Origin of the sequence: Mitsuaria sp. PDC51 (assembly GCF_900113225.1) — a bacterium.
Taxonomy (GTDB): Bacteria; Pseudomonadota; Gammaproteobacteria; order Burkholderiales; family Burkholderiaceae_C; genus Roseateles.
In genome coordinates this window covers 1640368-1655898 of record NZ_FOZE01000001.1, presented here as the reverse complement: position 1 = coordinate 1655898, position 15531 = coordinate 1640368, and the positions used below count along the sequence as shown (strand labels likewise).

Below are 15531 nucleotides of genomic sequence, written 5' to 3'. Positions count from 1 at the left end.
CGTCACGGGTCCTGCCACCCCCTCTGAATGGATGCGAATCCGCCATGACTGCTCACCTTGATCCGAAGCGGCGCCGCTGGCTGGCGCTGGGCGTGCTCTGCCTGGGCGTGCTGATGATCGTGCTGGACACGACCATCGTGAATGTCGCCCTGCCCTCGATCCGCGCCGACCTGCACTTCACCGAGACCTCGCTGGTCTGGGTGGTCAACGCCTACATGCTGACCTTCGGCGGCTTCATGCTGCTGGGGGGCCGGCTGGGCGACCTGTACGGCCACCGGCGCATGTTCCTGGCGGGGCTGGCGCTGTTCACCGCCGCGTCGGCCGCCTGCGGCCTGGCGCACACCCAGGGGCTGCTGATCGCGGCCCGCGCGGTCCAGGGGCTGGGCGGGGCGGTGGTGTCGGCGATCTCGCTGTCGCTGATCATGAACATGTTCACCGAGCCCGCGGAGCGGGCCAAGGCCATGGGCGTCTACGGCTTCGTCTGCGCCGGCGGCGGCAGCATCGGCGTGCTGCTGGGCGGCCTGCTGACCAGCACGCTGAGCTGGCATTGGATCTTCCTGGTGAACCTGCCGATCGGCGTGGTGGTGATCGGCCTGTGCCTGTGGCTGATCGAGCGCGCCGGCCCGACGGCGCCCGACGAGACCCTGGACTGGGCCGGCGCCGTGACCGTGACGCTGTCGCTGATGCTGGCGGTCTACGCCGTCGTCAACGGCAACGAGGCCGGCTGGACCTCGCCCCGCACGCTGGGCCTGCTGGGCGTGGCGGCGGCGCTGATGGCGGCCTTCCTGGTGCTGGAGACCCGGGTGGCGCATCCGCTGATGCCGCTGTCGCTGTTCCGGCTGCGCTCGGTGGCGGTGTCCAACGTGATCGGCGTGCTCTGGGCGGCGGCGATGTTCGCGTGGTTCTTCCTGTCGGCGCTCTACATGCAGCTGGTGCTGGGCTACGACGCGATGCACGTGGGCCTGGGTTTCCTGCCGGCCAACCTGATCATGGCGGCCTTCTCGGTCGGCCTGTCGGCGAAGCTCGTGATGAAGCTGGGCCTGCGCAAGCCGCTGTGCGGCGGGCTGCTGCTGGCGGCGCTGGGGCTGGCGCTGTTCGCGCGGGCGCCGGCGGACGGCGGCTTCTGGCTGGACGTGCTGCCCGGCATGCTGCTGCTGGGCCTGGGCGCCGGGGTGGCCTTCAACCCGGTGCTGCTGGCGGCGATGAGCGAGGTCGCGCCGAGCGAATCCGGTCTGGCCTCGGGCATGGTGAACACGTCCTTCATGATGGGCGGTTCGCTGGGGCTGGCGGTGCTGGCCAGCCTGGCGGCGTGGAAGACGGCCGAACTCGGCGCGCTGGGCGCCGCATTGCCGGCGGCGCTGGCGGGCGGTTACCGCGTCGCCTTCGCGGTCGGCGCGGTCTTCGCGGCCACGGGCGGGCTGCTGGCCCTGCTGCTGCGCGAGCCCGCGCCGCAGCCGGGCATGGCGGCGCCGGCCGGTCACGCCGGCTGAGGCTCTGCCGCCTCCACCTTGCCTGCGCGCCTACCGATCCTTGCACAGTTGTTCCTGGGTGTCCGGCGGCCCTCCGGAACGGGATGAGAATGCCCCTTCGTGAGGACGGACGAGGAACGTGGCAATGAGCATGAACACCTATCTGAAGGGCCGCCTGCGCAACACCGCCCTGTTGCGCAGCCAGGGACTCATGCCGCTCTACGAGGCCGTGGTCAATGCGATCCAGGCGATCGCCGACTCGGACGATCCCGACGGTGGGGACATTCGCATCGAGGTGCTCCGCACGCCCCAGCAGCAGTTGCTGGAAGACACCCGGCAGCGCCGCGGGGCGCCGCCCCAGGAGCCCATCGTCGGCTTCCGCATCATCGACAACGGCGTCGGGTTCGACGAACGGAACATGTCCTCGTTCGAGACGCTGGACAGCGACTACAAGGCCGCGCTGGGCTGCCGGGGCGTGGGGCGACTGCTGTGGCTGAAGGCCTTCGAAGCGGTCAAGGTGTCCAGCATCTTTCGTTCCAGTGACGGCAGCCTGCGCCAGCGCAATTTCTCGTTCACGCCCGCGCATGGCGTCACCGCGCAGGTGATGACCGACGCTCCTCCCGACGCACAGCCGACAACGATCATTGAACTCTGCGGCTTCGACCAGCCCTATCGCGAGGCTTCACCAAAGACGGCCACCACCATTGCCCAGAACGTCTTCGAGCATTGCCTCTGGTATTTCGTGCGCGAGGGGGGCGCACCGGCCGTCTCGGTCGTGGACGGCGACGAGGTGATCGACTTGCATGAGGTCCACGCCGCCTACATGCTGTCGTCCTCGACCAAGGAGCGAATCACGCTCAAGGGGCAGGAGTTCGAACTGACCCATCTGCGATTGAAGGCCGGCGCGGACCGCCAGCACTTCCTGGCCTGGTGTGCCGCGGGCCGCGTCGTGGAGAAGGAACCCTTGGGCGGTCGGATCTCCGGTCTCCACGGTCGGATCAAGGATCCGGAGGGCGACTTCCACTACGCCTGCTACATCACCTCGGCCTACCTGGATGGCCACGTCCGGCCCGAACGCATCGGCTTCGACCTCGAGGCCATCAGCGATGACCTGTTCTCGGCTACCGAACTCGGGATCGACGACATCCGGGACGCCGTGGTCACCCGCGCCAGCCAGCACCTGCGTGACCACCTTGAAACGAATGCAAAGGCCAGCCGGGACCGCGTGGAGCGCTTCGTCTCCGAGCGGGCACCTCGCTACCGGCCGATCCTCAACCGGATCGAGCCGGCCCGGTTGAGCGTTGATCCCGACATCTCGGACCGCGACCTCGATCTGCTCTTGCACCGTCATCTCGCGGACATCGAAGGCAGCCTGCTCGCGGAAGGCCACGAGATGATGAACCTGGGAGACGCCGAGTCACCGGCCCAGTACCAGCTTCGACTGCAGCGCTATCTCGAGAAGGTCGATGACATCAAGAAGTCTGACCTCGCCAACTACGTCTTCCACCGCAAGATCATCCTCGACATCCTGGAGAAGGCCATCAGCGTCGGCGCCGACGGTCGATACGCGCGCGAGGATCTGATCCACGATCTGATCATGCCGATGCGCAAGACCTCCGACGAAGTGTTCTCGGATGGCTCGAACCTCTGGTTGATCGATGAACGACTGGCGTTCCACAACTTTCTCGCATCGGATCGGCCGCTGGCCTCCATGCCGATCACCGGAAGCATCGATGCCAAGGAGCCGGACCTGTGCGCCTTGAATGTCTTCGACCAACCGCTGCTGGTGAACGAAGGTCAGAAGCTGCCGCTGGGATCGATCGTGGTGGTGGAGATCAAGCGCCCGATGAGGAACGACGCTCGCGCCGTAGAGGACAAGGACCCGATCGAGCAAGCGCTCGGTTATCTCGAACGGATTCGCGAAGGCGGTGTCAAGACCGCGCGGGGGCGCCCCATCCCGGGTTCCGACACGATCCCCGGCTTCTGCTACGTCATCGCGGACCTGACTTCAACCGTGCGCCATCGTTGCAAGGTCCTGGGGCTGCGCGAAACCAGCGACAAGCAGGGCTACTTCGGCTTCAACGACAACTTCAGGGCCTACATCGAAGTGATCTCGTTCGACCGACTGCTCAACGCGGCCCGGGAACGCAATCGCGCCTTCTTCGACAGGCTCGGATTGCCAACACCCTGAAGAGCGGGCCGGCTGAGGCCTCACTTGTCCAGCAGCGGCCAGACGTACTTCACCGGTACCGCGTAGCTGATGCCGCTGGGCGCGCTGAGCGCCGATTCGCGGGTGCCCTTGAGGGCCACCATGTTGACCACGCCCACCACCTTGCCGGTGCGGATGTCCAGCAGCGGCCCGCCGCTGTTGCCCGGATAGGCCGTGGCGTCCAGCTGCAGGAACTCCAGCGCGCCTTCCCTCAGCTGGCGCACCGCGCGCTCGGACAGCGCATTGGAACTGGGCGCCGGCAGCGCGGCCCGGGTGATCGCGGCGATGCTGCCGCGATGCGTCGCCATCGTCACGCCCAGCGCGGTGCCGATCGGATACCCCATCAGCGCCACCGCCGCGCCCTCCCGGACCACCGGCCGGTCGCCATCGACCTCCGCCAGCGACAGCACGTCCACCAGCGCGCCCTTGTCGTCGGCCAGCTCCAGGATCGCCAGGTCGCGCGCCGCGTCGCGGCGCAGCAGCTTCACCGCCCGCAGCTGCGGCTGCCCCGACGCATTGCCGGCCGCCGGCACGGTGATCATCAGGTCCTTCTCGACCGGGTTCGGGACCACATGCGCGCAGGTCACGATGCGGCGCCCGTCCCCCACCGCGAAGCCGGTGCCGCGGAAGCCGAAGCGCGGGTTGTCCGTCGCCGCGAAGGTGCCCACCGCCACCACCGCCTGGCGGCTGCGGTCGATCAGGTCCGGCAGGGTGTTGGACATCTCCTGCGCCCGGGCCGTGCCCGTGCCGGCCAGGCCCCAGGCGCCGAGCGCGCCGCCCGCGCCCCAGGCCAGCAGCTCGCGGCGCGCCACGACGCGGGCGCGTCCGGGAGCCCGTGCGGCATCGGTCGCGTTCGGGGGCGTCGTCGAGGGGATCCGGTCGGTACTGCGGGTCATGCGGCAAGGTCCTTCGAGGTGATGCCCATCTCCAGCGTGGAGACGAAGCTGCGCCAGTGGCGGTCGGGTTCGTCGATGCGGAAGCCGTAGAAGCTGCCCTGGTCCGTGTCCTTGCGGCGCACGGCGCGGCAGGTCACATGGGCCGTCTCGCTGTGGCCCAGCTCGATCTCGACCGTGCCGTCCACCTGCAGCGGGAGTTCATGGTCGCACTCGGCCTGGAAGCCGTGGGCCGAGACCTCGATCACGTCGAGGTCGAAGTGGCCCATCTCGCTGTCGTTGGCGGCGCGGATGTCCAGGTGGCCGGGGCAGCGGATCGAGTAGCGCGGGTACTGCCGCAGCGAGCGGCCCAGGTCCTGCCCGCCGCCGCTGAGCATCGGCAGCACCGAGCGGAACTGCGCGTCCTCGCGGTACACCGACCACAGCAGCGCCTTCTTGCGGTCGTCCATCTGCGCGAACACCGGCACCACGCGGTTGAAGAAATGGTCCAGCAGCGCCGGCGTCATGACCGGGTCGTTGGTGGTGTGGAAGCGGCGCTCGGGCAAGCGGATGTTGGGCAGCCGGTGGCGGAAGAAGTAGTGGTGCAGGTTCTTCACCGGCTTGCGGCCGCGGTAATGGCGCTCGAACAGCGCATCGGCCTCGTGCAGGTCCAGCGTCGCCCCGACCGCCGGCGCACCGTTGGCGAAGTCGTACTCCGCCACCGTCTGCTCCTTGAGCCGCCGGAAGAACAGCAGCGCCTCGTACAGCTCGATCTTGTCGGGGTTCACCGCGATCACCAGGTGCCGGGTATCGAAGTACTCGGTGCAGTACTGGTGCATGAACTTCATCAGCGGGAACAGGATCGCGCCGCCGGTCTTGCGGAAGGCCGGCGCCACCGCCAGGGCCGAGATCTCGGCGATCTTGCCGCCCTTGGCCCGCACGCCCTCGAGGTCGAAGACGGACTGCAGCGGGAAGCCGAACACGCCCTCGCGCACCATCGAGATGGTGCCCACCACCACGCCGTCGTACTTGGCGCACAGCGTCGTCGTGGTCGGGAGGGCGTGATAGACCGTCACGCGCAGACCGCTCGGGTCGGGTTTCATGAAGCCGCTGCCGACATAGGCGTCGTGCAGGATGCGGAAGCAGGCGTCGAGTTCCTCCTGCGTGTCCGCCACCTTGAGCTCCAGGCGCTCCGAGGGCGACGGGTCGCAATCCACCATGCGGCGGTAGATCGCGAAGCGCATCGGCTTCGGCAGCGAGGAGAAGATCCGCCGCAGCCCCTGGTGGAACCGCTTGCGAAGACTGGATCGTCGAATCTGGCTCATGACCGTCCCCTCCCCGGGTGCGGTGTCTCCGCCGCCTCTCGGCCCGCGCGGGCGTCCGACCTCGTGGTCGACCGCCTCAGCGGATCGCGGCCTGCAGCTTTCGCACCTCGGCTTGTTGCTCGAAATTCGGTCCCAGGTCCGCCAGGCGCTTGAGTTCCGCCTCGGCATCGCCCTTGTTGCCGCCGGCCACGTACAGCTGCGCCAGGCGCAGGCGGTACGCGGGCACCGACGGCGCCTGCTTCACGGCTTCCTTCTGCACCTCGACGGCCTTGGCGTTCTGGCCCTTGGCGGCGAGGGCCTCCGCCAGCGTGTCCATGTAAGGCGGCACGTTGGGGCGGAGCTTGTTCGCTTGCTCGGCAAATTTCAAGCCCTCGTCCGCCTTGCCGGCCCGCAGGCGCAGCCAGGCGACGTTGTTGGCCGCCGCCGCGTTCATCGGATTGGCGGCCAGCACCGCCTGATAGCGCTGCTCCGCCTCGGGATAGCGGCCGCTGTTGAGCGCCACGTCGCCCAGGTGGTACTGGAACAACTCGTCGGTCTTGTACTTGGCCAGGTAGGCGGCGGCGTAACGCTCGGCCTCGTCCTTGCGGCCGGACTCGATCAGCGTGCTGTGCAGCACGATCGCCAACTCGGTGTTGGCGGTGGTGGCGCCGGCCTCGGCGGCCAGCTGGTCGGCCTTGCGGTAGGCGGTCACCGCGGCGGGGAAGTCGCGCCGGCTGCGCGCCACGTCGCCCTCGAGCTTCCAGCCCAGGCCGAACTTGGGCTGCGCCTGCTGCAGGCCCTTGACCGCGACGAGCGCCAGGTCCGGGCGGCCCATCTGCAGGGCCTTCTCGACCACCTTGCGCGCCAGCTCGCCGTCGCCGGGCCCGATCGCCTGGGCCCGCTTGAGCGCCGCGGCCGCGGCCTCCTTGTCGCCGGCCAGCAGGTGCAGGTCGGCCAGGCGCAGCGGTCCCAGCGGCGAGCGCGGCTGCAGCGTCGCGACCTTGTTGAAGCTGCTGATGGCCTGCTGGCGGTCGCCGGTGGCGGCCTGCACCTGGCCCAGCAGGTCGATCAGCGCCGGGTTGTCCGGGCTGGCGGTGACGCCTTCCTGGGCCAGCGACAGCGCGGTCTTGAAGTCCTTCTGCTCCATCAGCAGGCCGACCGCCGCCTGGCGCGGCGTCGGGTCGTCCGGATGCTGCCGGGCGAGTTCGGTCAGGCGCTTGATCGCCACGTCCTTCTCGACCAGCTTGTGCGCCAGCTTCAGCCCCATGGTGGCCATCTCGGCGCGCAGGTTCTTCGGATCGGCCTTGAGCACCACCTCGTAGCGCTTGACGGCGTCCTCGGCCTTGCGGTCCTGCAGGTCCATGGTGGACAGGCTGTTGGCCGCGGTCATCGAGGTGGGCTCGCGCCGGACCGCCTCGTCGAAGGCGGCGCGCGCGCCGGCGCGGTCGCCGCGCAGCAGCGCCATGCGGCCGCGCAGCTCGGGCGCGGTCGAGGACTTGGGATCCTTCTTCTCCAGCGCGGCGATCGCCTGCGTCGCGGCCTCGTCGTCCTTCTTGCGCGCCAGCACGCTGATCAGCGCGATGTCGGCGGAGGTGCCCTTGTCCTCGGCCGAGAGCTTGCGCAGCGCGGCCACGCCGGCAGCCTCCTGGCCCTTCTGGATCTGGCCCAGCGCCAGGCCGACACGACTGCGCACGTCGTTCGGATTGACCTCCGCGGCGCGGGCGAGGAAGCGCTCGGCCTCGGCGCCCTGCCCCTGCTTGAGGCGGATCTCGGCGGCCAGCGCCAGCACCTCGGCCGACGGCGCCTTGCCGTCGAGCGCCGGTTGCAGCGTCGTCATCGCCTGCTCGGCATCGCCGCCGCGCAGCTGCAGCTGCGCCAGCGCGACGCGGGCCGACTGCGCCTCGGGCGAGGCCTGGATCAGCTTGCCGTAGTTCGCCTCCGCCTGGCGCAGGTCGCCGTTGGCCTGCGCGACGCGACCGGCCAGGAACAGCGCGCGCTCGTTGTTCGGCGCGACCTTCAGCAGCGCCTGCGCCAGCGCGGTCGCCTCCTTCACCTGGCCCGCGTCCATCGCGAAGACGGCCGCGTAGTAGAAGGTCTGCGCATGCTGCGGCGCGGCCGCCTTCATCGCGGCCACCGCGTCCTTGGCCCCGGCCTTGTCGCCGGTGCGCATCAGCTGATTGATCAGGCCGGCATGGGCGCCGACCAGCTTCTTGTCGAACTCCAGCGCCTTGCGGAAGCTGGCGATCGATTCGGCCGCCGGCGCGTCGGCCAGCACCTGCAGCTCGCCCTTGAGCTGCCAGGCCTCGGCCGCCTGCGGCGACTTGGCCAGCACGCGCTCGACCTCCTCGCGCGCTTCGGGCAGCTTGCCCTCGCTGGTGAGCAGCCGCACGTTGACCAGCCGCACCGCCACGCTGTCGGGTGCCGCGCGCACGGCGGCATCGGCGGCCTTGCGGGCCTCGGCCAGCTTCTGCCGGGCGACGTAGGCGCCGACCAGCGTGGTCTGCAGGTCGGCCTCGTCGGCGGCGGTCTGCAGGTGACGGCTGCCGTACTGGCCGATCAGCTCGTCGACCTTGCCCTGCATCAGCAGCAGCCGGGCCTGCAGCGCGATCAGCGCGTCGCCGCCGAAGCCCTGCGAGCGCGCCTTCTCCGCCTCGATCGCGGCGCCGGCGACGTCGCCGCTGTCCAGCAGCGCCTTGGCCAGCAGGTAGCGGGCCTCGGCCAGCGACCCGTCCTTCTGCAGCGCGTTCTTGAGCTGGATGATCGCGGCCTTGTGGTCCTTCTTCTCCAGGTGCGTCTTGGCGGAATTCACCAAGTCCTGCGCGGATTCGCCCAGGCAGGCCGACAGCAGCAGCGCCGAACCCAGCGCCAGCGCGGTCGCGCCGCGCTGCAGGGCCCGCGGGAGGCCGTCGGGCGCGCTGCGGGAGGAGCCGTGGAAGGAACCGGTCGGTGGGCGGTGCGCGGGCTTGCGGGACATGCGTGTCTCTTTCGCTGTCGGTGGGTGTCGGAGGATCGGTGCGGTGCTCAGGCCTTCATGCCTACGCCTTGACGCCGAGGCGGGACATCAGGTCGTACAAGGTCGGCCGGCTGACCCCCAGCAGGTCGGCGGCCTTGGCGATGTTGCCGTCGGTGCGGGCCAGCGCGGCCACCACGGCCTGGCGCTCGGCGCGTTCGCGCACGGCGCGCAGGTCGAGTTCGGGCTCCTCGGCGGCGGCCTCGCCGCCGGCGGGCAGCGGCAGGTTGAGGTCGTCGGCGGTGATGCGGTCGCCGTCGGCCATGATGGACGCGCGCTTCATCACGTTCTGCAGCTCGCGCACGTTGCCCGGCCAGCGGTGGCCCTCGACGGCGCGGATCGCGTCGTCGGCCAGGCGCAGGATGGGGCGGCGCTGCTCCGACGAGAAGCGGCGCAGGAAGGCATGGCTGAGCAGCACCGCGTCGCCGACGCGATCGCGCAGCGGCGGGATGTCGACCACGATCTCGGCCAGGCGGTAGAACAGGTCTTCGCGGAACAGGCCCTGCGCGATCTTGGCCTTCAGGTCCTGGTGCGTCGCGCCGACGATGCGCACGTCCACCGCGATCTCCTGGCGCCCGCCCAGCCGCTCGATGCTGCGCTCCTGCAGGAAACGCAGCAGCTTGGCCTGCAGCGGCATCGGCAGGTCGCCGATCTCGTCCAGCATCAGCGTGCCGCCATGCGCGGTCTCGATCTTGCCGACGGTGGTCTTGGTCGCGCCGGTGAAGGCGCCGCGCTCGTAGCCGAAGAGCTCGCTCTCGAGCAGCGCCTCGGGGATGGCCGCGCAGTTGATCGCGACGAAGCGGCCCTTGCGCTTGGACGCATCGTGCAGCGATTGCGCCAGCACCTCCTTGCCGGTGCCGCTCTCGCCCAGCAGCAGCACGGTGGCGTCGCTGCCGGCCACCCGCTCGACGGTGCGGCAGATGCGCTGCATCTGCGGGTCGCGCGTCAGCAGCCGACCGGTGGGCTCGCCGTCCTGCTGCGTCAGCAGGCGCTGGTTCTCCTGCTGCAGCTCGTGCAGGCGCATCGCGCGCTCGACGGTCAGCACCAGCACGTCGGGATCGACCGGCTTGGCCAGGAAGTCGTAGGCGCCCATGCGGATGGCCCGCAGCGCGTTGCTCTGGTCGTTCTGGCCCGTGAGCACGATGACCTTGGTGCCGGGCTCCAGCTCGATCAGCTTCTCGAGCAGGCGGAAGCCCTCGGAGGTCGAGTCCTGGTCCGGCGGCAGGCCCAGGTCCATCGTGACCACCGGCGGCTTGTGGCGGCGGAACTGCAGCACGGCGCTGGCGACGTCGTCGGCCGTGACCGACTCGAAGCGGTCCATCGACCACTTGAGCTGCTTCTGCAGCGCGAGGTCGTCCTCGACGATGAGCAGCGAAGGGGGCTGGGCGCTCATGCGCGTTCCCTCCGCCGCGCGGGGCCTTGCGGGAGGGAGGCGGCGGGGCCGGCGAACGGCGCTGCGGCGGGGCTCATCGCGCCTCCACCAGGCCGGCGTCGCTGCCCGACTGGGCGAAAAACAGCGGCAGCAAGATGGTGACCTTGGTGCCTCGTCCGGGCGCGCTTTCCACGTTGATCTTCCCCCCTAGTTCCTGCAGGTACTGGTAGCTCTCGTAGGCGCCGATGCCCATGCCCGCCGCCTTCGTCGTCTGGAACGGCTTGAACAGCCGTTGATCGATGAACTCCTGCGACATGCCGCAGCCAGTATCTTCCACTTCCACCTGCGCGTGGCTGCCCACGCGCTGCAGCCGCAGCGTGACGCGGCCGTCGATCGGCGTCGCGTCCAGCGCGTTCTGCACCACGTGGCCGAGCACGCGCTCGATCCGTTCCTCATGGCCGCGCGCGCTGACCTCGTCGCGCAGCTCCAGTTCCAGGCCGCGGCCCTTGCCGACCGCCGCCGCGGCCAACCGCCGCGCGATCGCCGTCAGCGCCACGCCGCCGGCGCTGCCGTGATGCGGCTTGTCGCCCTCGCGCAGCTGCAGCATCAGCTGGCGCATCTTGTCCAGCGAGTTCTCCACCGTGTCCAGCATGTCCTGCTGGAACTCCGGGTTGTCGCGCAGCCGCTTGGCGTTCTTCATCATCAGCGACAGCTGCGTGACGATGTTCTTGAGGTCGTGCACGACGAAGGCCGACATGCGGTTGAAGGCCTCGAACTTGCGCGCCTCCAGCAGCGCCTCGGCCGCCTGCATCTGCGCCAGGTAGCTGGCGGCCTGCTGGGCGGCGGTACGCAGCAGGTCCCGCACTTCCCAGTTCAGCTCCAGCCGCGTGCGCGGCTGCCCCAGGATCACCCAGCCGGTCAGCGTGCCCGCGTTGATCAGCGGCACCAGCAGCCAGTGGCGCGCATCGCCGGCCAGCGCGGCCGGCAGCGGCGCGTGCTCGTAGGCGCCGGGGTCGCGGCGCCATTCGTCCAGGTCGACGATCCAGGCGCGCTCCTGCAGCAGGTGCAGCAGCGCGGCGTCCGCGGCCAGCGGCTGGCGGTCGTCGTTGAGGTTCCAGCGCGCGGCCTGCTGGTATTCGCCGTCGGCGCCGGCCGCGGGCGCGCGACGCAGCCACAGCGCGCCCGAGGGGCTCTCGACCAGGTGCGCCAGCCCGCGGATCACCGACTCGCCCAGCTCCGCCGGCGAGGCGCTGGCCGACAGCATCGCGGTGAAGCGCAGCCACTCCTGGCGATAGTCGTAGCGGTAGCTGAAGAAATGCTTGCTGATGTAGACGCGCAGCTTGGCGCGCAGCGAGCCCGACAGGCCCATCGTCAGCAGCGCCAGCACGCCCACGGCCAGCAGCACCTGCTGCAGCGCGCGGCCCCATTCGCCGCCGGTGTAGCGCACGTAGTAGCCGATGCCCGACACCCCCAGCAGGTAGACGCCCACGATCAGCAGCGTGGCCGAATGGAAGGCCGCGGTGCGCGAGACATGGAGCTTGTCCAGCCACTTCTTGTGGCGCCGGCTGGCCAGCCACAGCAGCGGCACGGCCAGGCTGTGCACGGCGGCGCGCACGCTCAGCGCGTCGCCGTCGAACTGCTGGAACAGCGAGGCCTGCGAGAACACGAACACGTCGAACGCGAAGACCGCGCCCAGGCCCAGGCAGACCGGCTTGGCATTCCAGCGCGCGTCGCTGTGGATGTTGCGCAGCATCTGCTCGAGCAGCACCAGGCCGAAGACGCCCAGGCCCAGCCAGGCCATCGTCATCGGACGCTGCATCTGGGCCAGCGGCGCGTCGCCCCAGTAGCGCCACAGCGGCAGCGCGACCGCGGCCGCCACGCCGGCCCAGGCCAGCCACTGCAGCGGCCGCGCGACGCCGGCGCTGCGCGCCTGGCCGTCGTCACCGCGCGATTCGATCAGCGCCAGGATGAAGGAGAACCACGCGCCGTAGCGCAGCGCGTCGCAGATGGGCAGCAGCACCAGCGCGGGCCACTGGTGGGACCCGAGCCAGCCCTGCTCGACCGCCGCGTCCAGCCCCGCCCAGACGGCGCTGAGCAGCAGCGCGGCCTCGAGTCGCAGCGCGCGGCGCCGGTGCTGGCCGAACTGCGGCAGCACCACGACCGCCAGGGCCAGGTGCGCCAATACCGCGACGATCCCGGACGCGGTGCCGAGGTTCAGGGTGTCTGCCCACATGGATCAGGGTCCCGGCGCGCGGGCCGCGTTCCGAGGCGGGCGCGGGAACGGGACGCCGGGAGCGGGTCGCTCCGCCGTCGCGCTCAGCGCGCCCCCCGGCCCGTCAGGACCACCGCCACCGTCTCCAGCATGATCAGCAGATCGAGGAACAGCGTGTGGTTCTTGACGTAGTACAGGTCGTACTGGAGCTTCTCCAGCGAGTCCTCGATGGTGGAGCCGTATTCGTAGCGCACCTGCGCCCAGCCGGTCACGCCCGGCTTCACGCTGTGGCGCACCGCGTAGTACGGAATCTGCGCGACCAGCTCGTCGACGAAGAAGGGCCGCTCGGGACGCGGGCCCACCATGCTCATCTGGCCGCGCAGCACGTTGATCAGCTGCGGCAGTTCGTCGATGCGGACCTTGCGGATGAAGTTGCCGACGCGGGTCACGCGGGCATCGTTCTTGGTCGCCCACTGGGGGCGGCCGTCCTTCTCGGCGTCGTTGCGCATGCTGCGGAACTTGATCACCTTGAAGGTGGCGCCGTTCAGGCCCACGCGCTCCTGCGTGTAGAAGATGCTGCCGGGCGATTCCAGCTTGATGAGCAGCGCGGTGACCGCCATGATCGGCGCGGTCGCCACCAGCAGCACCAGCGAGGACACCAGGTCGAAGGCGCGCTTGACGGCACTGCGCAGCACGCCCTGGTTGAAGCCGTCGCCGAAGATCAGCCAGCCGGCGTGGACGTGGCTGATCTTGATCTGCGCCAGCGTCTTCTCGAAGTAGGTGGCCAGGTCCACGACGCGGATGCCGTAGAGCTTGCAGTCCAGCAGCTGGCGCAGCGGCATGGAGCCGCCGCGGCGCTCGGACAGCGCCACGACGATCTCGTCCACGCCCAGGCGCATCGCGGCGTCGGTCAGGGTCTCGCCGGCGGCCAGCAGCTGGTGGGCGGGCACCTGCGGATCGATCTCGTTGGGGCCCGGCAGGAACCCGACGATCTGCGCATGCGGATCGGCGGCGCGCAGGCTCTCGCTGACGGCCAGCGCGGCGTGGCCGCTGCCGAAGATCAGGATCTTGGTCCGGCCCGCGCCCTGCACGCCGGAATGCGCCGCGTAGACGCGGTGCACCATCACCAGCGCGACGGCCAGCATGGCGGTCGTGGTCAGCAGGTCGCGGTGGGAGACGGTGGCGGGGATCAGGCTGAACAGGCCGTAGGCCAGCGGCAGGCCGATCAGCAGCGCGAACAGCGCGCGGGCGCAGGACTGCGTCAGCGAGCGCTTGTGGGATTGGGAGTAGAGGCCGGACGCGGAGTTGATGACGAACATGCCGCCGGCCAGTGACAGGCCATAGGACGCCGCGAAGCTCATCATGTGCTCGCCGCTGCCGTGGCTCAGCGCGACCGCGAACACCGCCGCGATGATCAGGCCCAGGTCGAACAGCACCTGGATCAGGGTACGACGATGGAGGTAGTGGTTAAAAATTCGAATCATGCCCGTCCCCAAAGCTGGTCACGGCATCCTCTTGGGACGCTGTCGCCGACCCGGGTGAACCTCTCTGGACCGCTCGTCGCGAACGCCTCCTCCAGAGGAGGACCCTGTTCGCTGCGGGGGGCATCATGCCTGCGCCCCCCAGGCTTGAAAGCCCCCTGTTTGCAGGGGCGTCCGCCTTGCAATCCGACCCGGTTGAACCCGTCTCCCGTCGACCGCCGCCGGATCCCCGAATCGATCCCTCGGCACGCTGACGCAGGCCATTGTCGGTAGCGCCTCGGAGGCGCAAACCCCCTGACTGAATGCTTTGGGGGGCTCTCGTGCGGGAATGCACGCGAGTGAGGGGGTGATCCCTCGATCAGGGGACAGCGCCATGTCGCATGGCCATGGACGAAAAAAAACGCCCACCGAAGTGGGCGTCCTTCAACCTTGCAGCGCTTGGAGGATCAGCGCACCACGGCGATCTGCTCGCGGTTGCCACCCTTGTAGGTGTACAGGGTCAGCGCGCCGTTCTTGATGTCGCCCTTGGCGTCGAAGGCGATCGTGCCGGTCACGCCCTTGTAGTCCGAGGTCTTGGCCAGCACGGGCAGGTAGACCTTGGGGTCGGCGGACTTGGCCTTGACCATGGCGTCGACCATCACGTTGACCGCGTCATAGACGTACGGAGCGTAGATCTGGACGTCGACCTTGTACTTGTCCTTGAACTTGGTCTTGAAGGCGTCCAGCGACTTCTTCGATTCGCCTTCCACGCCGCCCGCTTCCGCGCAGACGACCTGGCTGTCGCTGATGGTGCCGGCGGACAGCTTGGGCAGTTCGGCCGTGCAGATGCCGTCGCCGCCCATGAACTTGGCTTCGATGCCCAGCTGCTTCATCTGGCGCAGCATCGGGCCGGCCACGGCGTCCATGCCGCCGAAGAAGACGACGTCGGGCTTCTTGCCCTTCAGGGAGGTCAGGATGGCGGTGAAGTCCGTGGCCTTGTCGTTGGTGAATTCGCGGCCGACGACCTTGCCGCCGGCGGCCTTGACGCCCTTCTCGAATTCGTCGGCGACGCCCTGGCCGTAGGCGGTGCGGTCGTCGATGACGGCGATGGACTTGCCCTTGAGCTGCGTCACCGCGTACTTGCCCAGCGTGCCGCCCAGGTGCACGTCGTCAGCCACGACGCGGAACGCGGTCTTGTAGCCGTTGCGGGTGTACTTGGGGTTGGTCGCCGACGGCGAGATCTGCGGGATGCCGGCATCGCTGTAGATCTTGGACGCGGGGATGGTCGTGCCCGAGTTCAGGTGGCCGACCACGCCGTTGACCTTGGAGTCGACCAGCTTCTGGGCGGCGGCGGTGCCTTGCTTGGGATCGCCGGCGTCGTCTTCGGCCAGCAGTTCGAACTTGACCTTCTTGCCGCCGATCGTCACGCCCTTGGCGTTCAGCTCGTCGATGGCCATCTTGGCGCCCAGTTCGTTGTCCTTGCCCAGGTGCGCGATCGCGCCGCTGGTCGGACCCACGTGGCCGATCTTGACCACCGCATCCTGCGCCATCGCGGCGCCGCTCGCGGCAATGGCGATTGCGCCCACGATCACATTCAGCTTGGATTGCATCTAGGAACCTCCG

9 protein-coding genes are annotated in these 15531 nt (G+C 69.5%); 2 read left to right on the top strand and 7 right to left on the bottom strand.

From position 1 onward, the window contains the following. The first annotated feature begins 44 nt into the window (after positions 1 to 44). Both BM393_RS07220 and BM393_RS07215 read left to right on the top strand, forming a co-directional pair. A complete protein-coding gene (locus BM393_RS07220; RefSeq protein ID WP_091724027.1) occupies positions 45 to 1490 on the top strand; it encodes an MFS transporter in 1446 nt (481 codons plus the stop codon). Positions 1491 to 1620: 130 nt separating this feature from the next. Further along, positions 1621 to 3660: an ATP-binding protein gene (locus BM393_RS07215; protein WP_254783249.1), complete on the top strand. Its 2040-nt coding sequence runs from the start codon at positions 1621 to 1623 to the stop codon at positions 3658 to 3660. Positions 3661 to 3680: 20 nt separating this feature from the next. On the opposite strand, the gene BM393_RS07210 is transcribed toward BM393_RS07215, so the two are convergent. The 7 genes from BM393_RS07210 to BM393_RS07180 form a co-directional block, all read right to left on the bottom strand. After that, the gene (locus tag BM393_RS07210) at positions 3681 to 4574 is read right to left on the bottom strand and encodes a serine protease (protein ID WP_091724022.1); all 894 of its coding nucleotides are present in this window, start codon (positions 4572 to 4574) and stop codon (positions 3681 to 3683) included. Further along, the gene (locus BM393_RS07205) at positions 4571 to 5875 is read right to left on the bottom strand and encodes a GNAT family N-acetyltransferase (RefSeq protein WP_091724020.1); all 1305 of its coding nucleotides are present in this window, start codon (positions 5873 to 5875) and stop codon (positions 4571 to 4573) included. Before BM393_RS07205 ends, BM393_RS07210 begins: the two co-directional genes overlap by 4 nt. Positions 5876 to 5951: 76 nt before the next feature. After that, positions 5952 to 8828, bottom strand: a complete 2877-nt coding sequence (gene prsT, locus BM393_RS07200) for an XrtA/PEP-CTERM system TPR-repeat protein PrsT (protein WP_091724018.1) — start codon at positions 8826 to 8828, stop codon at positions 5952 to 5954. A 61-nt stretch (positions 8829 to 8889) separates the two neighbouring features. Beyond that, a complete protein-coding gene (prsR, locus tag BM393_RS07195) occupies positions 8890 to 10257 on the bottom strand; it encodes a PEP-CTERM-box response regulator transcription factor (RefSeq protein WP_091724015.1) in 1368 nt (455 codons plus the stop codon). A gap of 73 nt (positions 10258 to 10330) precedes the next feature. Continuing rightward, positions 10331 to 12469, bottom strand: coding sequence for an XrtA/PEP-CTERM system histidine kinase PrsK (gene prsK / locus BM393_RS07190; RefSeq protein ID WP_091724012.1), 2139 nt, complete (start codon positions 12467 to 12469; stop codon positions 10331 to 10333). Between the two features lie 83 nt (positions 12470 to 12552). After that, positions 12553 to 13932 (bottom strand): TIGR03013 family XrtA/PEP-CTERM system glycosyltransferase, encoded by a 1380-nt coding sequence (locus BM393_RS07185; RefSeq protein ID WP_091724009.1) that lies wholly within the window; start codon positions 13930 to 13932, stop codon positions 12553 to 12555. Positions 13933 to 14375: 443 nt separating this feature from the next. Beyond that, entirely contained in the window at positions 14376 to 15518 is a 1143-nt protein-coding gene (locus BM393_RS07180) for a branched-chain amino acid ABC transporter substrate-binding protein (RefSeq protein WP_091724007.1), read from the bottom strand. Positions 15519 to 15531: the final 13 nt, after the last annotated feature.